This window comes from Halopseudomonas sp. (genome assembly GCF_036960865.1).
Taxonomy (GTDB): Bacteria; Pseudomonadota; Gammaproteobacteria; order Pseudomonadales; family Pseudomonadaceae; genus Halopseudomonas.
Map to the genome: position 1 here is coordinate 128,818 of NZ_JBALWE010000012.1, position 23,471 is coordinate 152,288.

At 60.5% G+C, this 23,471-nt stretch carries 22 protein-coding genes and 2 tRNA genes; 18 read left to right on the forward strand and 6 right to left on the reverse strand.

Annotation, left to right across the window (positions count from 1 at the left end; translation table 11 throughout):
- The first annotated feature begins 3 nt into the window (after nt 1-3).
- The 8 genes from V7747_RS16815 (at nt 4) to V7747_RS16850 (ending at nt 7,443) form a co-directional block, all read left to right on the forward strand.
- Nucleotides 4-909 (forward strand): MerR family transcriptional regulator, encoded by a 906-nt coding sequence (locus V7747_RS16815; RefSeq protein ID WP_335617170.1) that lies wholly within the window; start codon nt 4-6, stop codon nt 907-909.
- Complete coding sequence (gene phrB / locus V7747_RS16820) at nt 906-2,342, forward strand: deoxyribodipyrimidine photo-lyase (protein ID WP_335617171.1); 1,437 nt, start codon at nt 906-908, stop codon at nt 2,340-2,342. The genes V7747_RS16815 and phrB overlap by 4 nt, the downstream gene beginning before the upstream one ends.
- Nucleotides 2,339-2,770 (forward strand): nuclear transport factor 2 family protein, encoded by a 432-nt coding sequence (locus tag V7747_RS16825; RefSeq protein ID WP_335617172.1) that lies wholly within the window; start codon nt 2,339-2,341, stop codon nt 2,768-2,770. The genes phrB and V7747_RS16825 overlap by 4 nt, the downstream gene beginning before the upstream one ends.
- The gene (locus tag V7747_RS16830; RefSeq protein ID WP_335617173.1) at nt 2,767-3,540 is read left to right on the forward strand and encodes an SDR family NAD(P)-dependent oxidoreductase; all 774 of its coding nucleotides are present in this window, start codon (nt 2,767-2,769) and stop codon (nt 3,538-3,540) included. Before V7747_RS16825 ends, V7747_RS16830 begins: the two co-directional genes overlap by 4 nt.
- Nucleotides 3,540-4,787, forward strand: a complete 1,248-nt coding sequence (locus V7747_RS16835) for an NAD(P)/FAD-dependent oxidoreductase (RefSeq protein WP_335617174.1) — start codon at nt 3,540-3,542, stop codon at nt 4,785-4,787. The genes V7747_RS16830 and V7747_RS16835 overlap by 1 nt, the downstream gene beginning before the upstream one ends.
- The gene (locus tag V7747_RS16840) at nt 4,787-5,608 is read left to right on the forward strand and encodes a DUF1365 domain-containing protein (protein WP_335617175.1); all 822 of its coding nucleotides are present in this window, start codon (nt 4,787-4,789) and stop codon (nt 5,606-5,608) included. The genes V7747_RS16835 and V7747_RS16840 overlap by 1 nt, the downstream gene beginning before the upstream one ends.
- Before the next feature lie 112 nt (nt 5,609-5,720).
- Complete coding sequence (locus V7747_RS16845) at nt 5,721-6,914, forward strand: cyclopropane-fatty-acyl-phospholipid synthase family protein (RefSeq protein WP_335617199.1); 1,194 nt, start codon at nt 5,721-5,723, stop codon at nt 6,912-6,914.
- Between the two features lies 1 nt (nt 6,915).
- A complete protein-coding gene (locus V7747_RS16850; RefSeq protein ID WP_335617176.1) occupies nt 6,916-7,443 on the forward strand; it encodes a DUF2878 domain-containing protein in 528 nt (175 codons plus the stop codon).
- A 28-nt stretch (nt 7,444-7,471) separates the two neighbouring features.
- Here the strand turns inward: V7747_RS16850 and V7747_RS16855 are convergent, their stop codons facing one another.
- The 6 genes from V7747_RS16855 to hemA form a co-directional block, all read right to left on the reverse strand.
- Nucleotides 7,472-7,999 carry an acyloxyacyl hydrolase gene (locus V7747_RS16855; RefSeq protein ID WP_335617177.1) on the reverse strand — a complete coding sequence of 176 codons (528 nt, stop codon included), beginning with the start codon at nt 7,997-7,999 and terminating at the stop codon, nt 7,472-7,474.
- A gap of 63 nt (nt 8,000-8,062) precedes the next feature.
- Nucleotides 8,063-8,848, reverse strand: a complete 786-nt coding sequence (murI, locus tag V7747_RS16860) for a glutamate racemase (protein ID WP_335617178.1) — start codon at nt 8,846-8,848, stop codon at nt 8,063-8,065.
- Nucleotides 8,845-9,606: a molybdopterin-synthase adenylyltransferase MoeB gene (moeB, locus tag V7747_RS16865; RefSeq protein WP_335617179.1), complete on the reverse strand. Its 762-nt coding sequence runs from the start codon at nt 9,604-9,606 to the stop codon at nt 8,845-8,847. Before moeB ends, murI begins: the two co-directional genes overlap by 4 nt.
- Nucleotides 9,599-10,432 (reverse strand): peptide chain release factor N(5)-glutamine methyltransferase, encoded by an 834-nt coding sequence (gene prmC / locus V7747_RS16870; protein WP_335617180.1) that lies wholly within the window; start codon nt 10,430-10,432, stop codon nt 9,599-9,601. Before prmC ends, moeB begins: the two co-directional genes overlap by 8 nt.
- The gene (prfA, locus tag V7747_RS16875; RefSeq protein WP_335617181.1) at nt 10,429-11,514 is read right to left on the reverse strand and encodes a peptide chain release factor 1; all 1,086 of its coding nucleotides are present in this window, start codon (nt 11,512-11,514) and stop codon (nt 10,429-10,431) included. The genes prmC and prfA overlap by 4 nt, the downstream gene beginning before the upstream one ends.
- Entirely contained in the window at nt 11,514-12,860 is a 1,347-nt protein-coding gene (gene hemA, locus V7747_RS16880) for a glutamyl-tRNA reductase (protein ID WP_442909288.1), read from the reverse strand. Before hemA ends, prfA begins: the two co-directional genes overlap by 1 nt.
- Before the next feature lie 299 nt (nt 12,861-13,159).
- Between hemA and V7747_RS16885 the strand changes: the two genes are divergently transcribed.
- The 10 genes from V7747_RS16885 (at nt 13,160) to V7747_RS16930 (ending at nt 23,443) form a co-directional block, all read left to right on the forward strand.
- Nucleotides 13,160-14,878 (forward strand): tetratricopeptide repeat protein, encoded by a 1,719-nt coding sequence (locus tag V7747_RS16885; RefSeq protein ID WP_335617182.1) that lies wholly within the window; start codon nt 13,160-13,162, stop codon nt 14,876-14,878.
- Between the two features lie 3 nt (nt 14,879-14,881).
- Nucleotides 14,882-15,499 (forward strand): lipoprotein insertase outer membrane protein LolB, encoded by a 618-nt coding sequence (gene lolB / locus V7747_RS16890; RefSeq protein WP_335617183.1) that lies wholly within the window; start codon nt 14,882-14,884, stop codon nt 15,497-15,499.
- Nucleotides 15,500-15,509: 10 nt separating this feature from the next.
- Nucleotides 15,510-16,367 (forward strand): 4-(cytidine 5'-diphospho)-2-C-methyl-D-erythritol kinase, encoded by an 858-nt coding sequence (ispE, locus tag V7747_RS16895; protein WP_335617184.1) that lies wholly within the window; start codon nt 15,510-15,512, stop codon nt 16,365-16,367.
- Between the two features lie 34 nt (nt 16,368-16,401).
- Nucleotides 16,402-16,476, forward strand: a tRNA-Gln gene (locus V7747_RS16900).
- Nucleotides 16,477-16,593: 117 nt separating this feature from the next.
- A complete protein-coding gene (locus V7747_RS16905; protein ID WP_092287775.1) occupies nt 16,594-17,535 on the forward strand; it encodes a ribose-phosphate pyrophosphokinase in 942 nt (313 codons plus the stop codon).
- Between the two features lie 105 nt (nt 17,536-17,640).
- The gene (locus tag V7747_RS16910) at nt 17,641-18,279 is read left to right on the forward strand and encodes a 50S ribosomal protein L25/general stress protein Ctc (RefSeq protein ID WP_335617185.1); all 639 of its coding nucleotides are present in this window, start codon (nt 17,641-17,643) and stop codon (nt 18,277-18,279) included.
- A gap of 31 nt (nt 18,280-18,310) precedes the next feature.
- Nucleotides 18,311-18,898 (forward strand): aminoacyl-tRNA hydrolase, encoded by a 588-nt coding sequence (gene pth, locus V7747_RS16915; protein ID WP_335617186.1) that lies wholly within the window; start codon nt 18,311-18,313, stop codon nt 18,896-18,898.
- A 38-nt stretch (nt 18,899-18,936) separates the two neighbouring features.
- Nucleotides 18,937-20,037, forward strand: coding sequence for a redox-regulated ATPase YchF (gene ychF / locus V7747_RS16920; RefSeq protein WP_335617187.1), 1,101 nt, complete (start codon nt 18,937-18,939; stop codon nt 20,035-20,037).
- Between the two features lie 214 nt (nt 20,038-20,251).
- Nucleotides 20,252-23,239: a DUF748 domain-containing protein gene (locus tag V7747_RS16925; protein WP_335617188.1), complete on the forward strand. Its 2,988-nt coding sequence runs from the start codon at nt 20,252-20,254 to the stop codon at nt 23,237-23,239.
- A gap of 127 nt (nt 23,240-23,366) precedes the next feature.
- Nucleotides 23,367-23,443 (forward strand) — tRNA-Met (locus V7747_RS16930).
- Nucleotides 23,444-23,471: the final 28 nt, after the last annotated feature.

Here is a 23,471-nt window from a genome sequence, read left to right on the forward strand (position 1 = left end):
GCCATGCAAACCCACGAGAGCAACATGCTACCCATTCGCGAAGCCGCCCGCGCTACCGGGGTCAACCCGGTAACCCTGCGCGCCTGGGAGCGCCGCTATGGCCTGGTCAAACCCCATCGCACGCCCAAGGGGCATCGTTTATATGCGCCAGAGCAGGTGCAACAGATACAACAGATTCTGACTTGGCTGGAACGCGGCGTGGCTATCAGCCAGGTTGCGGCGCTGGTGGGCAATCAGGCGCCGCCGGCGCCCAGCCTGGATCGCACCTCGTTATGGCAGCACCAGCGCGATGCCCTGCTATTCAGTCTGGCGCGGTTCGACTCCCCACAGCTAAGCGCTCAATACCGCGATCTGATGGGGTTATACCCGGCGCCCTTGGTTTGCGCGCAACTGCTAGAGCCCGTGCTGACCGATCTCGAGCAGCGCCCGACCAACCAATACGGCAGTCAGTTGGAGAAGCAATTCCTGCACTCCTGGTTACACAGCCAGCTGGCTGGCCGCCTGATTCCCCAGCAGGAACAGGCACAAGGCCCGCGCCTACTGCTGGCCAACCTGGCGAGCAACAGTCATGAACCGCGGCTCGATCTGCTTTCACTGCTACTGAGTGATGCAGGTTTTCGACTGCTGCGTCTGGAGACCTGCGCTCTGGCCAGCGAACTGACTCTGCTGCACGAACGCCGTCCGCTCGACGCTATGCTGCTGGTGGCCAGCCAGCGCCTCGACCCAGCCACACTGGAGCGCGAACTGCCGCGCCTTGCCAACCAGGTTGACTGCCCGTTGTTCGCTACCGGCCCGATGGTACAACTGCATGCGAGCGAATTGAGCGACAGCGGCATAACCCTGCTCAGCACTAGCCCTTCTGTGAGCTTCGAGCAGTTGCAGCAGCTTCTTGCCGGAGACGCGTCATGAGCCAAGCACCGCTCTCACTATGGTGGCTGCGCGCCGACCTGCGACTGCAAGACAATCATGCGCTCTACCACGCCAGCCAGCGCGGACCAGTGGTGGCGGTATTTATCGCCACGCCGGCGGTGTGGCGCGCGCACGATGACGCGGCCATCAAGGTCGACTTCTGGCGTCGCAACCTGCAATCACTGGCCGCTGCGCTGCAGGAAAAAGGTATTGCCCTGCGCATACTCGAGGCAGACAGCTGGGAGCAGTGTCCACAACGTCTGCTCGAGTGTGCCGACGAGCTTGGCGCAGACGCACTTTACTTCAACGATGAGTATGGCTTGCATGAGCAAGCCCGCGATGACGCGGTGGTCGATGCCTGGCAGGCGCGCGGGCTGCTTTGCCAGCGCTATACCGACCAGCTGCTGTTCCCGCCGGGCGGTCTGCAGACACAGGCAGGCACCATGTTCAAGGTGTACAGCCAATTCCGCCGCCGCGCCTACGAGGCACTGCACGGAAGCTTGCCAAGCTGCCTGCCCGCACCGGAAGCACAAACAGCGAGCGCAATTGCCAGTAGCTCTGTACCCGACAATTTCAGCGGCTTCAGCGCCGCGAGCGAGGCACAACAGGCGCTCTGGCCCGCCGGCGAAGAGGCTGCGCAAGAACGCCTGCAACACTTTACCCAGCACCTGCTGGAAGATTATCAGGAAGACCGCGACCGCCCAGACCTGGACGGTACAAGCCGCCTCTCGGCCTATCTCGCCGCCGGCGTGATTTCGCCGCGCCAATGCCTGCACGCCGCTCTGCAACTCAACCACGGCGAGTTCGGCAGCGGTAATCCCGGTGCTGTCAGCTGGATCAACGAGTTGCTGTGGCGCGAGTTCTACAAGCACATTCTGGTCTGCTATCCACGCGTCTCACGGCACCGTGCGTTTCGCCCGGACACCGAGGCCGTGGCGTGGCGCGATGATCCTGAAGGCCTGCACGCATGGCAACAGGGTGAAACCGGCATTCCCATCGTGGATGCCGCCATGCAGCAGTTGCTGCAGACCGGCTGGATGCACAACCGCCTGCGCATGATCAGTGCCATGTTTCTGAGCAAGAACCTGTTGATCGATTGGCGCGAAGGCGAGCGCTGGTTCATGCAGCACCTGATCGACGGCGACCTGGCCGCCAACAATGGCGGTTGGCAGTGGAGCGCCTCCACCGGGACCGACTCAGCGCCCTACTTTCGGGTATTTAACCCCCTCAGCCAATCGCAAAAATGCGACCCGGATGGCACCTTTATCCGCCAATGGCTTCCGGCGCTGGCACATCTGTCCCCACGAGAGGTCCATAACCCACCAGCGGGTGACTTGCTCAACGCCGTAGATTATCCGGCGCCCATTGTCGATCTCAAAAGCAGCCGCCAGCGCGCCATAGAGGCGTTCCGCAGCTTGGGAGCCGAAGCATGAACAGTACCGAATTTGCCCGCCAGTTCGCCGACGGCTTTGCCGCCCTGGACAAGCACAACCTTGATCGACTGGCCGAACTCTATCATCAGCAAATTCACTTCACCGACCCCCTGCACGATCTGCAAGGGCTGCCAGCGCTGCAGGCTTACTGCGAAAACCTCTACGCCAACGTCGACACCCTGGAATTCGAGTTTCTGCAGTGCAGCGGCCTTGACGAGCATCAGGCGATGCTGCGCTGGGTGATGCGTTTTCGCCACCCCCGGCTGGCAGGCGGCGAGCTCATAAGCGTACCGGGCTGCACCCTGATCCACTGGCGCGAAGGCAAGGTTGACCGGCACATCGATTATTACGATGCCGGTGCATTACTTTACGAACACCTACCACTGCTAGGGCGTGTCATTGCCTGGCTCAAAGGAAGATTGGCATGAGCATACAAAAGCGTATCTGGCTGACCGGCGCCTCCAGCGGTATCGGGCTGGCACTGGCCGAACAATTGGCAGCCCAAGGACACAAGCTGGCCCTGACCGCACGCAGCGCTCCCCCACTGCTGGCATTGGCAGAGCGTTTTCCCGGGCAGGTTCTGGTGATTACCGCCGACCTCACCGATCCCCATGCGGTACGCGAAGTTGGCGATCGCATCAGCGCGGCCTGGGGCGCACTGGACCTGGCGATTCTTAACGCCGGTACCTGTGAATATATGGACCTGCCGACCTTCGATGCGGCCCTGTTTGGCCGGGTCATGCAAGTCAACGTGCAGGGCACCGCCCAGTGTATTGAAACCGCTCTGCCGCTGCTGCGGGCAGGGCAACAACCGCGCCTGGTCGGAGTCGGCAGCAGCGTCACCTTCGTGCCGCTACCGCGCGCCGAAGCCTACGGCGCCTCCAAAGCCGCGGTGCGCTATCTGTTCCAGTCACTGGAACTGGACTTGGCGCAGGACGGCATCAAGGTCAGCCTGGTCAGTCCCGGCTTTGTCGAAACCCCGCTCACCGCGGCCAACGACTTTCCCATGCCCATGCAGATCAGCAGCGAAAAGGCGGCAAAGGCAATTATTCGAGGTATTGAACGCGGCAAGCGCGAGATCAGCTTTCCTGGCCCCTTTATCTCGCTGTTATGTCTGGTCGGCCATTTGCCAGCGGCACTGCGCGTCATGCTCACCCGGCGCCTCGCCCGCCCGGCTACCACCACAGGAGGTTGCTGATGCGCGTTGCCATCATTGGCTCAGGTATTTCCGGGCTGGTCTGCGCCCGCCTGCTGTCGCGTCGCCACGACGTGACCGTGTTTGAGGCCTCCGACTGGGTCGGTGGTCATACGCATACAGTCGACGTGACAGTGGACGGCAAAGCGTATGCCATCGACACCGGCTTTATCGTGTTCAACGACTGGACCTACCCCAACTTCCTCGAGTTGCTGAAGCAACTGGGCGTCGCCTCGCAACCAACCGAAATGAGCTTTTCCGTCAGCGATCCAAGCAGCGGCATGGAGTACAACGGCAATACGCTTAAAACCCTGTTCGCTCGGCGGCGGAACCTGGTTTCACCTGGTTTTCTGCTGATGCTGCGCGACATTCTACGCTTCAACCGCGAAGCGCAAGAGGACCTGCGCGATGGCACTCTGGACGCCGACACCACGCTGGGCAGCTATCTTGACTCACGCGGCTACGGCAAACGCTTCAGAGACCACTACATCGTGCCCATGGGAGCGGCGATCTGGTCAATGCCGCTGGAACAGATGCTGGCCTTCCCGCTGGCGTTTTTCGTGCGTTTCTTCCGCAATCACGGCCTGCTTGGTATCAAGGATCGCCCACAGTGGCGGGTGGTCTGTGGTGGCTCGCGCAACTACGTAGCACCGCTGATAGAACCCTTCAGGAACAACATACGCTTGGCCTGCCCGGTGCATCGAGTGGAACGCAACGGAGCCGATGTGGCCGTCCACAGCAGCGCCGGCGAAGAGCGGTTCGACAAGGTAGTGTTCGCGTGTCACAGCGATCAGGCGCTGGCCATGCTCGATACCCCCAGCAGTGCCGAGGAAGAGATTCTGGGCGCTATTCAATATGCCAGCAACGAGGTCGTACTGCACACCGACACACGTCTGCTGCCGCAGCGCAAATTGGCCTGGGCCAGCTGGAATTACCGGTTGGGCGGCCCCAGCGAAAAGCCAGCCGCCGTCACCTACAACATGAACATCCTGCAGGGCATTGATGCGCCGCAGACTTTTTGCGTCAGCCTGAACCAGACGGAGCAGATTGCTCCGGAGAAAATCTTGCAGCGCTTTTCCTACGCTCACCCGCAATACAGCCTGGCGGCAGTCAAGGCGCAGGCCCGCTGGGAAGAACTGCTGGGCAAGCAGCACAGTTTCTACTGCGGGGCCTATTGGGCCAACGGCTTTCATGAAGACGGCGTGGTCAGTGCGTTGCGCGTGGCCGCGGCCTTTGGGGAGTCGTTGTAATGACGCTCACCAGCGCGCTCTACCGGGGTGAAGTACGGCATCGCCGCCACGCCCCGCGTCAGCACGCATTCACCTATAGCACCAGTCTGCTGCTGCTGGACTTGGATGAACAGCAAGCGGTGTTTGGGCTCAGCTGGTTATGGTCAGGGCGCTGGTATTCGCCCATGCGTTTTCGCGAACAGGATTATCTGCGCGATCAGCGGACTTCTGACGAAACCCTGAAAGCCTGCGCGCAGCGGCTGGTGCAGCAGCAACTTGGCGTCTGCGCCGACGGCGCCATTCAATTGCTGACTCAGGTACGCAGCTTTGGCATGGTGTTCAATCCAGTGTCGTTTTTTTATTGCCATGATCAGGCAGGAAAACTGCAGGCCATCATCGCGGAGGTGACCAATACCCCGTGGCGTGAACGCTTTTGCTACCTGATCAAGGCCGACCCCGACCACACCGAGCAGCGGGTCGAAACACGCAAGGCCTTTCATGTCTCGCCCTTCCTGCCTGCTGACCTGGATTACCGCATGCGCTTCAGCTCGCCTGCCCAGCGCCTGCGCGTGCACATGGAAGACTGGCAAGGAGAGCAACGTCTGTTCGATGCCACGCTAAGCCTTGAGCGCACACCGCTGAGCGGTGCTTTGCTGCGCAGCGAAACCTGGTCCTTTCCCTTCATGGTCCTGAAAACGGTGAGCGCCATCTACTGGCAGGCCTTGCGCCTGCTGCTCAAACGCGCACCGGTATTCGATCACCAGCAAGCCGACCAAGGCCTGCAAACGTCCTCAGCCGCTATCGTCAAGGAGCAGCCCGATGAAACCCAGCAGTCCAGATGATGCGCTCGCCAACCGCCCGAAGACACCGCCGCGTAATGCCCCGGCGCTGCGCGATGGCGGCCCAGCCAAACAGCAGAACGGCTGGCTGACCAAGCTCAGCCGCCGTGCGGTAATGCGCCAACTGGGCGCTATCACACGCGGTACCCTGACAGTGCACGACGGCGGACAAACCCTGCACTTCGGTCAGCCCGACGACGATGGACTGCACGCCGAAATCAGTGTCAACGATGCAGCCGCCTACGGCATGATCGCCAGCAACGGCAGCGTCGGCTCAGGCGAGGCCTATATTCAGGGCTACTGGTCAACACCGGACCTCACCGCCGTGACACGGCTGTTCGTGCGCAACCTGGAGGTGCTGGACGCCATGGAGACCGGCCTCGCCCGGCTCGGCGCACCAGCGTTGAAATGGCTACACTGGCTCAACCGCAACACTCTCAGTGGCTCCAGACGCAACATTCAGGCGCACTATGATCTGGGCAATGCGTTGTTCGAGAACTTCCTCGACCCCAGCATGATGTACTCCGCCGCCATTTTCCCACCCAGCGAAGACAACCTGGAGCAGGCGCAGTGGAACAAGCTCAAGCGCATATGCTGCAAACTGGAGCTGTGTGCAGATGACCACCTGCTGGAGATCGGCACCGGCTGGGGCAGCATGGCCATCTACGCCGCCACTCATTACGGTTGCCGGGTCACCACCACGACTCTGTCTGACGAGCAATATGCCTTCACCGCGCAGCGCATTCGCGAGCTGGGCCTGGAAGACCGCATCACCCTGTTGCTCAAGGACTACCGCGAGCTGGAGGGCCAGTACGACAAACTGGTGTCCATCGAGATGGTTGAAGCCGTAGGGCATGAGTTTTTTCGCAACTACTTTGAAACCTGCGCCGCACGCCTGAAGCCGCACGGCCTGATGCTGCTGCAAGCGATCACCATTCGCGACCAGCGTTACGAACAGGCACGGCGCAGCGTCGATTTCATCCAGCGCTACATCTTTCCCGGCGGCTCGCTACCCTCTATCAGCCTGATTGCCGAGCTTACCCGCGAGCACACCGACCTGGCGATGCTGCACCTGGAAGACATTGGCAGCCACTACGCCCGCACCCTGCGCCACTGGCATCAGAACCTGCGTGACGCCCGTGGCGAACTGGCACACCTCGGGTATGATGACGCCTTTTTTCGGCTATGGGAGTTCTACCTGTGCTACTGCGAGGGCGGTTTTATCGAGCGTTCAATCGGCACCGCGCAGGTGTTGCTGAGCAAGCCCGAGGCCAGACCCAAACTGGATCTTTACGCTCTGGGGGAGTGATATGCCCACTCGACTGATCGCCAACGCGCTGCTGTTTCAAGCCGGCTGGTTCGCCTGCGTAATGGGCGGGACCAGCTGGTGGCTACTCATTCCACTGGCCGCGCTGGTAGTGCATTTTTGCTGGATCAGTTCCTGGGCTGCCGAGGGCAAGCTCGTGGTCAGCGTGGCGCTGGCCGGTGCCGCCCTGGATTCCTTTCTGCTGCAACTGGGGGTGTTTGATTTTGCCACCACAGATACCCTGGCCCCGCTCTGGCTGGTCCTGCTGTGGGCCCTGCTGGGCACCACGCTGAACCATTCACTGGCCTGGAGTGCCAAGCCGATCTGGCTGGCCGCCGTGCTGGGCGCCATCGGCGGACCGTTAGCCTATTTTGCTGGCAGTGCCCTGGCCAGTGTCAGCCTGCCCTTGGGCCAGCAAGCCACCCTCTGGATTCTGGCGCCGATCTGGGCATTGGTATTTCCGTTACTACACGGATTTGCCCACTTATACCGCGAGCAATTTCGCCTGCTCAAGCTGTCCCGGCGGCGCTAGTCGGCCGCCAGGTGCACACTGCCGAGAGCTAGATATTGAAGCGATAGTACAAAGCGGCCTTGTTGATGCCCTGATTGGGCTGTTCGATACCAGCGTTGGAGTAATGGTAATAGCGCACACCAAGCTCGGAACCGGATGCAAAGCGCAGGCCTGCCCCAACGCGATCTTCAAACTGGAAATTCGACCCCAGGTCCCGGCGGTCATCCAGATTGCTTTCACTGAACAGCGCAGCACCGATACCCGCCTCAACAAAAGGCGTTACGCCGCCATTTTCGGGGCCAAACTGCAAGCGGAACATGGGAGTGAGCGAAACACTTTGCGTATCCAGATCATTCCAGTAGGTATAACCCGCATCCCAGTAACCGTTTAAGGCCACTGCGCCACCGTCGCTACGCCAAAGCGTGCTGGCAAACTCAAACTGCGCTGCCAGACGATAAGCATCAGTAGACTCGTTAGTGTGTCCCGCTTCAAGGGTGAGGCCGTCAAGCGCAAAGACCGGGGAACTGAACGCCATGACCGACAACAAACTACCCAGCATCAAGCCCTTACTTTTCATGCTTTATATCCTTAGCATTTCGTTAAAAAGACACTAAATAGACAGTACTTCGCCAAAAAGTTCTCAAATGGCCAGATTTTCTACCGGTGCTTCCATTCCCAGCAGGATCGGCAACACGCGTTGCATCAGCTGCACATCACCACTGCTCCAGAACAGACTGGCGTTCGGCCCCTGGGTACTCAATAACTGACTCTCAACCAACTTGACCTGCAGCTGCCGCGCCACTGCGGCACCGGTATCGACAATCTGCACTTGCGGCGGCAACAGACTCTGCAAGGCCGGACGTAGAAAAGGGTAGTGAGTACAACCAAGAATCAGCGTATCGCAGCCGGCGGCCAACAGCGGCGCGGTATAGCGCTGCAGCAGTGCTTCCACCGCCGGGCCGCTCAACTCGCCGCGCTCCACACACTCGACCAGCCCCGGACAGGGCTGGGTAATCACCTTGACCGAACGGGCGAAGCGGTCCAGCAACGCGGCGAACTTGGCGCTTTGCAGGGTGCCGGTAGTGGCCAGCACGCCTACCACACCGTTACGGGTGGCCAAGGCTGCCGGTTTGACGGCCGGCTCCATGCCGATGATCGGCAGGTCAAACTCACCTCGCAGCTCGTTGATCGCGGCGGCCGTGGCGGTATTGCACGCCAGAACCAAGGCCTTGGCACCGCGTTCAATCAGAAAACGCGCGATCTTGCGGCTACGCTCGCGAATCTGTTCCGGCGGCTTTTCACCGTAAGGTACGTAACCGCTGTCGGCGACGTACAGCAGCGATTCGGCCGGCAACAGCTGGCGAATCTCGCGCAGCACCGAGAGACCTCCCACGCCGGAGTCAAATACCCCGATCGGCGCGCTCAAGGCGCAGACCTGTCGGCGCAGCAGGCGCAGGCAGGGTCGCGCCGCACGCGCATTTCACGGAAACGGCTGTCGAGCGCATCGATCAGTAGCAGGCGCGCCACCAACGGTGTGCCAAAACCGGCCAGCATTTTGAGCGCCTCCAGCGCCTGCAGACTACCAACCAGCCCAACCAACGGCCCCAGCACGCCTGCCTCACTGCAACTCAGCGCCACCTCATCACCCTCACCTGCCCCATACAGACACTGATAACAGGGGCTTTCAGCGTCGCGCGGATCAAACACGCTGAGCTGGCCTTCCAGACGAATGGCCGCACCGGAGACCAGGGGCTTACCCAGCGCGAAGCAGGCGGCGTTGACCGCCTGGCGGGTAGCAAAATTGTCAGAGCAATCGAGCACCAGATCCACCTCGGCCACCGCCGCGTGCAGACTGTCTTCGGCCAGCGCCGAGGGCAAACGCCGCACCTGCACCTGCGGGTTGAGCGCCTGCAATCGCTCGGCAGCAGAATCGACCTTGAGCTGTCCAAGGCTACCGCTGTGATGAATGATCTGCCGCTGCAGATTAGTGAGGTCTACCCGGTCATGATCAGCCAGCAGCAGGGTGCCAACCCCGGCTGCGGCAAGATACAGCGCCGCCGGCGCACCCAGACCGCCAAGACCGACGATCAGCACCCGGCTGTCCAGCAGCCGCTGCTGGCCCGCAATGTCGATCTGCGGCAGCAATATCTGTCGGCTGTAGCGCAGCAGGCTATCGTCATCCATGCCAGCGCCCTCCCGTTACCCGTAGATTACCGCCCAGATCGCGCCAGCTTTCGACCTGTTCATAACCGCGAACACGCAGCAGCTCGGCCACCGCCTCGGCCTGCTGCCAGCCGTGCTCCAGCAGCAGCCAGCCACCGGTTTGCAGATGCGCCGGCGCGGTGCTGACCAAGTGACGAATATCCTCCAGCCCATCAGCGCCGCTGACCAGCGCACTGCGCGGTTCAAAGCGCACATCGCCCTGCCCCAGATGCGGATCATCGGCGGCAATATAAGGCGGATTGGAAATGATCAATGCAAACCGCTGGCCCTGCAGTTCGGCAAACCAGTGGCTGAGCACAAACTGCACATTCGTCAGGCTCAGCCTGGCGGCGTTGGATTGCGCCAGCGCTACAGCCTCGGCAACTCGGTCGCTGCCGGTCAGCTGCCAATCCGGCCGCTCCGCTGCCAGCGCCAGCGCAATAGCGCCGCTACCGGTTCCCAGGTCAAGGACGGCGGCCGGTTCCTGCGGGCCGAGTTCAAGCCCGAGTTCGACCAGACGTTCGGTATCCGGGCGAGGAATCAGCGTGGCCGGACTGACCTGCAGGTCAAGCGTCCAGAAGCCCCGCTCACCCAGTAGATAAGCCACCGGCTCGCCGGCTCGCCGACGCGCCAGCAATGCATGAAAAGCGGCTGCCTGCTCAGCACCGGGTTGCGCGTCAGGCCAACTGCGCAGATAGCTGCGGCCTTTACCCAGCACATGACACAGCAACAGCTCCGCATCCAGCGCTGGGCTTGCTGAATCCGGCAGATCAGCCTGCGCCAGCAACTCGGCGACACTCAGGCTCATGCGTTTTCCAGAGCCGCCAGCTGATCCGCCTGATACTCGCGCAGCAAGGGTTCCACGACCGCGTCGAGTCCGCCCTGAATCACTTCATCGAGGCTGTACAGGGTCAGATTGATGCGGTGATCGGTAACCCGGCCCTGGGGAAAGTTGTAGGTCCGGATGCGTTCTGAACGGTCGCCAGAACCGACCAGCGAGCGGCGGGTATCGGAGATTTCCTTTTCCTGCGCCTCGCGCTGCTGGTTGACCAGCTTCGCCTGCAACAGGCTCATGGCGCGGGCACGGTTTTTATGCTGCGAGCGCTCATCCTGACACTCCACGACGATACCGGTGGGCAAGTGAGTCAGGCGAATCGCCGAGTCGGTCTTGTTGACGTGCTGACCACCGGCGCCAGAGGCGCGGTAGGTGTCCACCCTCAGGTCGTTGGTATTGATCTCGATTTCGGCTTGCGCGTCCATTTCCGGCAGAACAGCGACGGTGCAGGCCGAGGTGTGAATGCGGCCTTGAGACTCGGTCTCCGGTACCCGCTGCACGCGGTGTGCCCCTGACTCAAACTTCAATTTGGCATAAACGCTCTGACCTTCAACCCGCGCAATGACCTCTTTGTAGCCGCCGTGCTCGCCGGCATTCTCGGAGAGAATCTCAATACGCCAGCCTTGGCGTTCGGCATAGCGACTGTACATGCGGAACAGATCACCGGCGAAGATCGCGGCTTCATCACCGCCGGTGCCAGCGCGAACTTCAAGAAAGACGTTACGCTCGTCATTGGGGTCCTTTGGCAGCAGCAGTCGGTTCAGTTCTTCTTCCAACTCGTCCAACTGTGCCTCACTGGCGGCGGCGTCTTCCTCGGCCATTTCCCGCAGATCGGGATCGCTGTCCTTGAGCAGGCTGCGCGCTTCTTCCAGATCGCCCTGAACGCTGCGCCAGCTTTCATAACACTTCACCGTCGCTTCCAGCTCGGCGTACTCCTTGGAATAGGCACGAAAACGGTTTTGATCGCTGATCACCTCGGCATCACTGAGCAGCGCCGACAGCTCCTCAAAGCGCTCGCTCAAGGTATCCAGACGGTTCAACAGGGATGCTTTCATTATTTGCCTTGTAGGATTGGATGCACGGTGCCGGTGGGGCTTTTATCCATCGCCGCATCGGGTAAGGAGGTTGGCTGCGGCGCGTTACTCGCCGTGGTGCCCAGCGCAAACAGCTCCTGCGCCAGCGCCAGCGCCTCCACACGGCCTTGAGCGCTCATTTGCTTGAGCTGCACACTGGGATCATGCAGCAACTTGTTGGTCAGTCCTCGCGCCATCTCGGCCAGCACCAGCGCAGGATCTACGCCGCGCTCCAGTTTTTGTTGCGCCTTGAGCAGCTCCTGATCACGCAGTTGTTCGGCCTTGTTGCGGTAGTCACGCAGCACGTCGACCGCCGCCAGGGCGCGCAGGCGCTGCATGAAGTCATCGGTGCCGGCCTCAATCAAACGCTCGGCAGCGTTAGCCGCGCCTTGCCGTGAACGCAGGTTCTCTTCGATCACCTGGTGTAGATCGTCCACGCTGTACAGATACACGTCGGCCAGATCCCCCACCTCTGGCTCAATATCACGAGGCACGGCAATATCGACCATGAACATGGGCTTGTGCTTGCGCTGCTTGAGCGCCCGCTCTACCGCACCCTTGCCCAAGATGGGCAGCGGGCTGGCGGTCGAGCTGATGATCACGTCGCACTGCGCCAGCACATCGGGAATCTGATTGAGCACAATCGACTCAGCCCCCAGAGGCTCGCCAAGTACCGCAGCGCGCTCCAGCGTGCGGTTGGCAACAATAATCTTGCCTACGCCCTGATCGTAGAGATGCCGCGCTACCAGGCCGATGGTTTCACCGGCACCGATCAGCAGCGCGGTGCTGCGACGCAGATCCGAAAAGATCTGCTTGGCCAGACTGACAGCGGCGAAGGCGACCGAGACCGGGTTTTCGCCGATGCGAGTATCGGTACGTACCTGTTTGGCCATGCTGAAAGTGCTCTGGAACAGCCGATCCAGATGGGGCCCAAGGGTGCCGGCGGTGCGCGCCGCCTGCCAGGCATCTTTCATCTGCCCGAGAATCTGCGGCTCCCCCAATACCATGGAGTCCAGACCGGCGGCCACACGCATCATGTGGTTGACCGCGCCGGCTTCCTGATGCAGATAGCTGCAACGGCGTACCTCTTCGGCGGTCATGCCATGAAAAGCCGCGACCCAGGTAACCAGGCTATCGGCATCCAGCTGATCCTGCGCGCAATAAAGCTCGGTGCGGTTGCAGGTCGAGAGGATGGCCACTTCCTGGGTGCCAGTCTCGTCGCGCAAACGTTGCAGCGCATCCGGCAGCTGCTCAGGCGCAAACGACAGGCGCTCGCGCACCTCCACGCCTGCGGTCTTGTGATTGATGCCCAATGCGATAAAGCCCATGGTGCCTCATGATGCCGGAACGAAACGACTGCCAAAGGGACTAATTGTCCTATGTTACCCCGCGCCAATCAATTGCCGCTTGGCAACCGACGCTCAACGGTGGGGCGGCAATTCGCCGCGGCCACCACACTTTTGGCCCGCACACCCTGCCGAGTATGGGTTTGCGTCACATCCTGTGTCATGATGAAAACCACTTGGCGGTCAGTTCGCGAGCACCGTTGCAGCCCATCACCACGGCGGCAGCCAAGGTTCCGACGACTTGTTCAGCAGCCCCCCAATCGCAGCGTATGAGAGTGTCTATGAAGGCTTCGTTTACCCCGTCCCCCTTAGTGCTGCTGATGGGCGGGTTACTGCTCGGTGGCTGCACCGCCCTGTCCAAACCAGCACCAACGCCGCAACCACCAGCACAGGTGATCGAAACACCGGCCGAACCGATTGAATACGGCCAGTTTCGCCAGGACACGCTCTTCGACCTGCTGACCGCCGAAATAGCAGGCCAGCGCAACCGCTTTGACATTGCGCTCGACAACTACCTGCATCAGGCCCGCGAAACTCGCGACCCCGGCGTTACCGAGCGAGCGATGCGGGTAGCGGAGTTTCTTGGCGCCGAGGAGCCGGCGCTCGACATGGCACAACTCTGGGTCGAACTGGACGACAGCAACCCCGAAGCCTTGCGCTCCGCAGCCATACATCTGGCTCGCACCGGCCAGCATGAGCAGGCCATGGAGATGATGCAGCGCGCGCTCGACCTGCACGGCGAAACACATTTCGACTTCCTCGCCCTAGCTGCTGCCGAGAGCGACGCCCCCACCCGCGAAGCACTGCTAGAAAGCCTGACGCAGATGCTTGAACGCCACCCTGAAAACACCCAGCTGGTGTTCGCCAAGGCGTTGCTGCTGCAACAAGCTGGACGCGAGGAGGAAGCGCTGTCGCTACTGGAAAGCCACCCAGGTACCAATGAGGCGCCCTCAGCCATATTGCTTCACAGCCGCCTGGTCGTCGCGCAAGACCCCAAGCGCGCCGAACAGATACTCTACACTGGGCTGGAATCCTTCCCGGCTGACACTCGTATGCGCCTGTTGCTGGCCCGCATGCTGGTTACCGGCGGCGACTACCGCGCCGCCAGCACCCAATACGCCAAGCTGGTGCAAGATAACCCTCAGGACCCGGATCTGCGCCTGTCACTGGGCCTGATCTATCTGGAACTGGATCAGCCCACAGAGGCCGTCGACCAGTTGCAACAAGTGCTGCAGATCAGCCCCAACAACAATACTGCGCGCTACCACCTGGGCAACGCACAACTCGCGGCGGGCCAGCCCGAGGCCGCCCTGACCACTTGGCAGCAGATCGATAGCGGCAACGAACTGCTGACCTCCCGCCTGCGGATCAGCCAACTACTGGTATCCCAAGGCAAACTTGATGAGCTTGGCAACCTGCTGCAGCAGGACCGGGAAGACTATCCGCAACACGCCCTGACCTTCTATCAGATCGAAATCGAAGCCCTCAGCGGCCAGCCCGAAAAAGCCATGCAGCGCACCAACACTGCCTTGCAGGCGTACCCGCTGGAAAGCAGCCTGCTGTATACCCGCGCCATGTTGCATGACCAACTGAGTAATCCGGCCGGAACAGAACAGGATCTGCGCAGTATTTTGGAGCGCGAGCCCGACAACGCCATGGCACTTAACGCCCTGGGCTATACGCTGGCCGACCGCAATGAGCGCTTGCATGAGGCCCTGAGCATGCTGCAACGCGCTGCCGAACTCGAGCCCGACGACCCGGCCGTGCGCGACAGCCTGGGCTGGGTGTACTACCGGCTGGGAGACCTGGAACGTGCCGAACAGCTACTGCGCGGCGCCTTCGCCGAGTTCCCGGATCAGGAGGTCGCAGCGCACCTAGGCGAAGTGCTTTGGCGCCAGGGGAACAAAAAAGAAGCCCGCAAAGTCTGGAAACAGGGACTGGAGCAAAGCCCCGACAGCGAGCTGATTCCCGCCACCCGCAACCGTCTGGAAGCCGAGTAAACCATGTCCTTGTTACGCACACTGCCCATCCTGCTGCTGACCCTCACTCTAGGCGCCTGCAGCAGTCTGCATCAACGTGAAACCCTGGAGCTGGGCGGCGATCCTCAGGCTTGGAAGACGCACCGCCAGCAGGTCGAGCCCATCACCAGTTGGGAGTTGCAGGGCAAGCTGGGTGTACGCGCACCGGGCGAGTCCGGCAGCGGAACCCTGTTCTGGCTGCAGCGCAACGACTACTACGATATTCGCCTGTCCGGGCCACTCGGTCGCGGAGCAACCCGCATCCAGGGCGATGACCAACAGACCACACTGGAAGTGGCCGGACGCCAACCCATCAGCGCCGAATCGGCTGAAGCCCTGTTGGAGCAGCAAATTGGCTGGCGCCTGCCCGTCGAGCATTTACTCTGGTGGGTACGCGGACTGCCTGCGCCCAACACTGCCAGCCGCCTGCAACTGGACACGCACAGCCGCCTCGCACGCCTGAGCCAGAGTGGCTGGACCGTCGAGTACAGCCGCTACCAACAGATCGGCGAAGTGGAGTTGCCACAGCGCCTGCAAATTTCCGGTCATGACCTGCTGTTGACCTTGGTGGTCACCGACTGGAAACCGCGACTACCCGAATGAACCGCAGCGAATGAACACCACAGTAGATAGCGCCGAACTTAGCTTGCCGGCACCGGCAAAACTCAATCTGTTTCTGCACATCACCGGTCGCCGACCGGATGGTTATCACAATTTGCAGACACTGTTTCAGTTTGTCGATCATGGCGACACCCTGCATTTCACTGCGCGCACCGACGGAAAGATCCGTCTGCACGACACGCTGACCGGAGTTGCCACCGAGGACAACCTCATCGTGCGCGCCGCTCACCTGCTGCAGCAGGCCGCCGGATCGAGCCTGGGCGCTGATATTCGTCTCGATAAACGGCTGCCCATGGGCGGCGGTCTGGGCGGCGGCAGTTCCGATGCGGCAACCACACTGGTGGGCCTCAATCACCTATGGGGGGCAGGCCTGAGCGAAGACCAGCTGGCAGCCATCGGCATCAAACTAGGCGCCGACGTCCCGGTATTTGTACGCGGCCACGCCGCGTGGGCCGAAGGCGTGGGGGAGCAACTGACCCCTGTTGAGCTGGCCGAGCCCTGGTACATGGTCGTCATCCCCAACTGCTCAGTCAGTACCGCAGAGATTTTTTCAGATCAGAGGTTGACGCGCGACACCCCGCCCATTACATTAGCGGCCTTCCGTGAGCACGGTGGTCGGAATGACTGCTTGCCGGTTGTTGCAGCGCGTTACTCTGAAATTCGTAACACGTTGATCTTGCTAAACAATTATTGTGAGGCTAAGATGACCGGGACTGGCAGTTGCTTATTTGGGGCCTTCCCAAATGAACGCGAAGCTGATAAAGTTCGCGCCCGGTTGCCAGCCACACTGCGAAGCTTTGTTGCCAAGGGCTGTAACGTTTCACCGTTACATCAATTGATCAACAAGTGAGCACAAGGATGCAGCCGTGCATCCGGACAGTTACAGGGGCGTAGCCAAGCGGTAAGGCAGCAGGTTTTGATCCTGCCATGCGTTGGTTCGAATCCAGCCGCCCCTGCCATTTTCTCTCCGGCAGCAATCAAGACAGCGTGATCCGCGTCTGACTGGTTGATGCTTTCGGCACTCCAGACGTGAATCCACAATCGCAAAGACCACTACCCAAAAAAGGTAATGCTGCGTGTCCAAGATGATGGTATTCACGGGGAACGCCAACCCCGATCTGGCACGACGCGTCGTGCGTCAATTGCACATTCCCCTCGGCGATGCCACGGTTGGCCGCTTCAGTGACGGCGAAGTCAATGTCGAACTGAATGAGAATGTGCGCGGCAAGGACGTCTTCATCCTGCAGCCCACCTGCGCACCGACCAACGACAACCTGATGGAACTGGTCGTGATGGCCGACGCCCTGCGTCGCTCCTCCGCCTCTCGCATCACCGCCGTTGTGCCTTATTTCGGTTATGCCCGCCAGGATCGTCGTCCGCGTTCTGCCCGCGTTGCCATCAGCGCCAAGGTAGTGGCCGACATGCTCGACACCGTGGGCGTTGACCGCCTGCTGACTGTCGACTTGCATGCCGACCAGATTCAGGGCTTCTTTGATATTCCGGTCGACAACATCTACGGCTCACCGGTTCTCATCGACGACATCCAGGATCAGCGTTTCGACAATCTGATGATTGTCTCCCCCGATATCGGTGGCGTGGTCCGCGCCCGTGCCGTGGCCAAGAGCCTGGGGGTTGACCTGGCGATCATCGACAAGCGTCGCCCCAAGGCGAATCAGTCCGAAGTCATGCACATCATCGGTGACATCGAAGGTCGCAACTGCGTACTGGTCGACGATATGGTCGATACCGCCGGCACCCTGTGCCATGCAGCCAAAGCACTGAAAGATCACGGCGCGGCGCAAGTGTTTGCCTATTGCACGCACCCGATCCTGTCTGGCAAGGCCATCGAGAACATCAGCAATTCCGTGCTGGACCAGCTGGTAGTGACCAACACTATTCCGCTCTCCCCCGCCGCCGCTGCCTGTGACCGTATTCGCCAGCTCGATATGGCACCCGTTGTGGCTGAGGCCATGCGCCGCATCAGCAACGAAGAATCCATCAGCGCGATGTTCCGTTAAGGGCAGCACGCTGATTCAACGACCCGGCCATCAACCGCCGGGTTTTCATCAATCATCCGACGCGCTGGTCGCAAGTGCCCGGATGTTTTTGCAAGGAGACTACACATGGTCGACTTCTCTCTGAATGCGAATACCCGTGACGACCTGGGGAAAGGTGCGAGCCGCCGCCTGCGTCGTAACGACGGTCTGGTGCCTGCTATCGTTTACGGTGGCAACAAAGAGCCGCAGAGCATTTCCATCGCTGCGCGCGAACTGAACAAGGCCCTGGAAAACGAAGCTTTCTACTCACACGTCATCAAGCTGTCTGTCGACGGCAAGAAAGAAGACGTGCTGCTGAAAGCACTGCAGCGTCACCCCGCCAAGCCGCGCATCATGCATGCCGACTTCCTGCGCGTGGTTGCAGGTCACGAAGTGACCGTTCACGTACCCCTGCACTTCATCAACGAAGACACCTGTGTCGGCGTCAAGAAGAGCGGTGGCGTGATCTCTCACACCATGACCGACGTTGAAGTAACCTGCCTGCCGAAAGACCTGCCTGAGTTCATCGAAGTGGACATGGCCGGTGTTGACCTGGGCGACATCGTTCACCTGTCCAACCTGAAGCTACCGAAGGGCGTTACCGTGCCTACGCTGGCTCAGGGCGCTGACCACGATCTGCCGGTTGCCAACGTACACGCTGCTCGCGTAGCCGTTGAATCCGAAGACGCTCCGGCGGCTGACGAAGGTGAGGAGTCTGCGGAGTAATCTCCCGCCTGACTCGAGAGGGGCGCCCGTTGTGACGCAGGGAATCAAGTTAATCGTAGGGCTGGGGAATCCTGGCCCGGAATATGACCTGACCCGCCACAACGCTGGCGCCCTTTTTATTGAGCGTCTGGCCGACAAGCACAACGTCAGCCTGCGCGCGGAAAGCAAGTTTTTTGGCCTTACTGGCCGCCTGACCCTCAATGGTCAGGATATTCGCCTGTTGATCCCCACCACCTACATGAACCGCAGCGGACAGGCTGTTGCCGCGCTGGCCAGCTTCTATCGCATTGCGCCGGAAGAAATCCTGGTAGCCCACGATGAGCTCGACCTGCCCCCTGGCGTGGTCAAGTGCAAAAAGGGCGGCGGACACGGTGGTCACAACGGCCTACGCGACATCATTGCCCAACTGGGCAATCAGAATACCTTTCATCGCCTGCGCCTGGGCATCGGCCATCCCGGCCACAGCTCGCAGGTGACCGGCTTTGTACTGGGCCGCGCGCCAAAAGCCGAACAGGAAGCCCTGGACGCCTGCATTGACGAAGCCATCCGCGAGCTGCCTGGCATCAGCCAAGGCCAGTGGTCTGCCGTCATGCAACGCCTGCACAGTTTCAAAGCCTGAATCAATTAGCGCCGCCACACACGGCAGAGGACATCACTATGGGTTTCAATTGCGGTATTGTCGGACTGCCCAACGTTGGCAAATCCACCCTGTTCAATGCGCTGACCAAATCCGGCATCGCAGCAGAGAACTTCCCTTTCTGCACCATCGAGCCCAATAGCGGCATCGTACCCATGCCTGATCCACGCCTGGATGCCCTCGCCGACATCGTCAAGCCGCAGAAAGTACTACCGACCACCATGGAGTTCGTCGACATCGCCGGCCTGGTGGAAGGTGCCTCCAAGGGTGAAGGCCTGGGCAACAAGTTTCTCGCCAACATCCGCGAAACCGACGCGATTGCCCACGTTGTGCGCTGCTTTGAAGACGACAATGTGATCCACGTCGCCAATAGCGTAGACCCCAAGCGTGACATCGAGATCATCGATCTGGAATTGATCTTTGCCGACCTCGACAGCTGCGAGAAACAGCTTTACCGCGTCAGCCGCAACGCCAAGGGTGGCGATAAGGAAGCCATCGCACAAAAGGCGCTGCTGGAAAAGCTGATCCCGCATTTCAGTGAAGGCAAACCTGCGCGCACTCTGCTGAAGACCTTCAGCCCGGAAGAACGCGCCACTGTGCGCCAATTCCACCTGCTGACCGTCAAACCGGTGATGTACATCGCCAACGTGTCGGAAGAAGGCTTTGAAAACAACCCGCTGCTGGATGTGGTCAACGCCATCGCCGCCGAAGAAGGCGCGGTCGTCGTACCGGTCTGTAACAAGATCGAGGCCGAGATCGCCGAACTGGATGACGACGAAGAAAAGCAGATGTTCCTGGAAACCATGGGCATGGACGAGCCCGGTCTGAACCGGGTGATTCGCGCCGGTTATGAGCTGCTCGGACTGCAGACCTACTTCACCGCCGGGGTAAAGGAAGTTCGCGCCTGGACCGTGAAGATTGGCGCCACCGCGCCGCAGGCTGCGGGGGTAATCCATACCGACTTCGAGAAAGGCTTTATCCGTGCCGAAGTCACCGCTTATGACGACTTCATCAAGTACAACGGTGAAAGCGGTGCCAAGGAAGCCGGCAAATGGCGCCTGGAAGGCAAGGAGTACATCGTCAAGGATGGCGACGTGGTGCACTTCCGCTTCAACGTCTAATAACTCAGCGCTACCCAAGCCCCGTCACCCATGGTGACGGGGCTTTTTCGTTATAAGATCAGACAGGCAAGCACCCCTCTGTTTGCCCGACTATTCGCGTCGTCGCAACTCCCCCGATAGAACACCCTGGCCGGCGCCGCTCACTGAGGCCGCAGAATCCCTATTCGCGTGCCATAATTCCCTTTACCTTCCGGAATTAGGTAGCGACCGATCCATGCGCATACGCAAGAAAACCGTCCTGGTCACCTGCCTGGTCATCAGCTTTGCCTATACCATCATTGGCTTTCTGATTCTGCCCGGCGTAGCACTGCATGTGATCAATCAGCAACTGGACAAGTATGCCAATGTGCTCGCGCACCTGAGTCGCGTCGAATTCAATCCCTTCAGTATGGAAGCCACCCTTTGGGACCTGCACATCGGCGACCCCGGAGCCAAACAATTGGCCTTTCACCGTCTTTACGTCAACGCCGAACTCGACAGCCTCTGGAGTGGCGCGCTGCACCTGAAGGATGTGGAAGTGGAGCGGGCGCATGGTGAAATAAACTTCGCGGAAAACGGCACCCTTAACCTTACCCAGCTCTTCACCCTACCACCGCGTCAAGCGGAAACCGAACCGGCAGATCAAGCTGTGTTCCCGGTGCGCCTGGACCGTCTGGAGCTGATCAAAAACAGCCTCCATTTCATGGACAGACGCCCCAGCGAACCCGTCGAATTCGGCTACGATGCATTATCGCTGGAGCTCAGAAACCTCAGCACCTTGCCCGACGACCGCGCACGCATGACTCTTGTTGCCAGCGGCCCCTTCGGTGCCAGGCTGGACTGGCAGGGAGAGGCCACGCTGGTCCCTCTCACTTCTAGGGGCTCATTGCGGATTCAGGATGTGCGCCTTGAGACCTTCTGGCCTTATGTGAGTGACCAGTTCGCCCTGGCCTTGACCGATGGGCTGCTCAACGCCAGCACAGACTACCAGCTCGACCTGTCCGAACGCACCGACCTGCAACTGAGCAAGGCGCAGCTAACCCTGTCGGACTTCGGCATTGACGCCCGGGACCAGCCGCGCCTTCGCCTCCCCTCGCTGGAGGTCCGCGATGCTTCACTGGATCTGGTGCAGCAACGAGCCAACATTAGCCTTGTAAAGAGCAAGCAGCTGGAACTGTGGGCAGCGCGCGAAGCCGACGGCCAGATAGACCTGCTTGCCCTGCTGGAGCGGAAAAACGCTGTATCTGAAAGCCCAGAGCACCAGGGCACGCCAGATAACCAGTCGCAACCTACGCGGCAAACCCGAGCTAGGGAGAAACCGCAAGAGCTGCCCAGTGAGCCAGCCGCTCCACAAGGCAGCGACGGCGAACCAGCAACAGCCGACGCCAGCCCAGCGGCCGAGCCCTGGCGGCTGGTTATCAAACAGGTAGAGCTGCAAGATTACCAGCTGCACCTGAGCGACCAAGTCCCGGAACCGGATGTCGCGCTAGAACTGGGGCCTCTGAATCTCAGCATCAGCGATTTTGACAGCTTCGGTGAAACACCCTTCACACTCAGCCTGGACACCGGCCTGAACAATGGCGGACAACTCGCCGCCAACGGCCAAGTCGGCCTTCAGCCGCTCAGCGCCAACCTGCAGGTAACCACCAGCAACATCGATCTGCGCCTGGCTCGCCCGTATGTCGAGCCACTGGTGCGCATCCAGTTACGCAGCGGCCAGGCTCACAGTGACCTCAACCTGATCCTGAGCAACATTAGCCCTTTACAGCTGGCCGTCAGCGGCGACGCCCAAGTCAGTCAGCTGCATGTGGTCGATGCACAACGCAAGCGCGATCTGGTCAAATGGCAACAGCTGCAGCTCAGCGGCATCAAGTACGTCGGCAACAACCTGAGCATTGAACAGGTCGACCTGCAACAGCCCTATGCCCGCTTCATCATCAATGAAGACCTCAGCACCAACTTCAGCGGCCTTATGGTCGAGCAACCTGGCAAGCCAAGCAGCAGTGCAGGCGCTGGCGCCCCCATGGGCATTCGCATTGGCGGCATCAGTTTGCGCGACGGCTCCGCCAATTTCGCCGACTTCAGTCTGCGGCCCAACTTCGCCACCGCTATCGGACAACTCAATGGCAGTATCGGCACACTGGACAACCAAAGCACTCGATCTGCCAGCGTCGACGTGACCGGCAAGGTCGACCGCTACGCCCCGGTCAGCATCAAGGGCAAACTCACCCCCTTCGACCCGCTCAACAGCCTCGATATCGCTACCCGCTTCCGCAACGTCGAACTCACCACACTGACCCCCTACTCCGGCAAGTTTGCCGGTTACCGCATCCGCAAGGGGCGCCTCAACCTCGACCTGCATTACCAAATCGAACAGGGCCAATTGAACGCCGAGAACAAGGTGTTGCTGGAGGGCCTGCAGCTGGGTGAAAAAGTTGATAGCCCTGACGCTGTAGACCTGCCCATACGCCTGGCCGTAGCCCTGCTAAAGGACATCAAAGGCAATATCGACATCGAGCTACCCGTCTCCGGCAACCTGGAGGACCCTCAGTTCAGCGTCATGCCGATAGTCTGGCAAACCCTGCGCAACCTGGTGGTGCGCGCGGTACAAGCCCCCTTCAAGTTCATCGCAGGGCTGGTGGGTGGCAGCGATCAGGACCTCAGCGAAGTCGCCTTCGCTGCCGGCAGCAACAGCCTGGATTCGGCCGCGCAAAGCAATCTGAACACACTGGCCAGCGCCCTGAAGGAACGCCCGGTGCTGACACTGGAAATCGAAGGCATGAGCTCAGCCGAGGCCGACGGCCCAACGCTCGCAGCCGAACGCCTGAAAAGCGAATACCAGGAAATACAATTCAAATCCTTGCAGGCGATGGGCGAGGAGGTTCCCGCTTCACCCGATCTGCTGGACATAGATGAGGACGACAAACCCGCCCTGCTCGAAGGCATCTACCGCGCACGCCTGAAACAGCAACCACCTGCAGGCTGGGCGGAGCTCGACCGTGAAGAGCGCGCCGCAAGAATGGAACAGGCCGTGTTAACCCTGTGGAGCCGGAGCGAACTGCTGTTACGTAGACTCGCGCAAAGCCGGGCTGCTGAAATCAAGTCCTACTTGGTCGACAGCGCTGGCATAGACCCGCAGCGCATCTACCTCATCGATGTCAGCAGCACCGACCCGACAGCAGACGCCAGGGTAGCTACATCGCTGCACCTGGGCAGCCAGTAAGCCCCGCGGACCGGCACGATGCCGCCCGGCTGCAGCAAAAAAGTTAACCGGTTGAAATGACAGTTAAAAAATACGCAGGCAGGCTTGACAAGCCAAGCGCGGAAATGAATAATGCGCAGCCTCGGATGGCTACATAGCTCAGCTGGTTAGAGCACAGCATTCATAATGCTGGGGTCCCTGGTTCAAGTCCAGGTGTAGCCACCAACGATTTCAAAGGCTTAGCTTCGGCTAG

Coding starts and splice junctions, on each gene's coding strand:
- V7747_RS16815 (WP_335617170.1), top strand. CDS start 4: ATGCAAACCCACGAGAGCAACATGCTACCCATTCGCGAAGCCGCCCGC.
- phrB (WP_335617171.1), top strand. CDS start 906: ATGAGCCAAGCACCGCTCTCACTATGGTGGCTGCGCGCCGACCTGCGA.
- V7747_RS16825 (WP_335617172.1), top strand. CDS start 2,339: ATGAACAGTACCGAATTTGCCCGCCAGTTCGCCGACGGCTTTGCCGCC.
- V7747_RS16830 (WP_335617173.1), top strand. CDS start 2,767: ATGAGCATACAAAAGCGTATCTGGCTGACCGGCGCCTCCAGCGGTATC.
- V7747_RS16835 (WP_335617174.1), top strand. CDS start 3,540: ATGCGCGTTGCCATCATTGGCTCAGGTATTTCCGGGCTGGTCTGCGCC.
- V7747_RS16840 (WP_335617175.1), top strand. CDS start 4,787: ATGACGCTCACCAGCGCGCTCTACCGGGGTGAAGTACGGCATCGCCGC.
- V7747_RS16845 (WP_335617199.1), top strand. CDS start 5,721: ATGCGCCAACTGGGCGCTATCACACGCGGTACCCTGACAGTGCACGAC.
- V7747_RS16850 (WP_335617176.1), top strand. CDS start 6,916: ATGCCCACTCGACTGATCGCCAACGCGCTGCTGTTTCAAGCCGGCTGG.
- V7747_RS16855 (WP_335617177.1), bottom strand. CDS start 7,999: ATGAAAAGTAAGGGCTTGATGCTGGGTAGTTTGTTGTCGGTCATGGCG.
- moeB (WP_335617179.1), bottom strand. CDS start 9,606: ATGGATGACGATAGCCTGCTGCGCTACAGCCGACAGATATTGCTGCCG.
- prmC (WP_335617180.1), bottom strand. CDS start 10,432: ATGAGCCTGAGTGTCGCCGAGTTGCTGGCGCAGGCTGATCTGCCGGAT.
- prfA (WP_335617181.1), bottom strand. CDS start 11,514: ATGAAAGCATCCCTGTTGAACCGTCTGGATACCTTGAGCGAGCGCTTT.
- hemA (WP_442909288.1), bottom strand. CDS start 12,860: ATGGGCTTTATCGCATTGGGCATCAATCACAAGACCGCAGGCGTGGAG.
- V7747_RS16885 (WP_335617182.1), top strand. CDS start 13,160: ATGAAGGCTTCGTTTACCCCGTCCCCCTTAGTGCTGCTGATGGGCGGG.
- lolB (WP_335617183.1), top strand. CDS start 14,882: ATGTCCTTGTTACGCACACTGCCCATCCTGCTGCTGACCCTCACTCTA.
- ispE (WP_335617184.1), top strand. CDS start 15,510: ATGAACACCACAGTAGATAGCGCCGAACTTAGCTTGCCGGCACCGGCA.
- V7747_RS16910 (WP_335617185.1), top strand. CDS start 17,641: ATGGTCGACTTCTCTCTGAATGCGAATACCCGTGACGACCTGGGGAAA.
- ychF (WP_335617187.1), top strand. CDS start 18,937: ATGGGTTTCAATTGCGGTATTGTCGGACTGCCCAACGTTGGCAAATCC.
- V7747_RS16925 (WP_335617188.1), top strand. CDS start 20,252: ATGCGCATACGCAAGAAAACCGTCCTGGTCACCTGCCTGGTCATCAGC.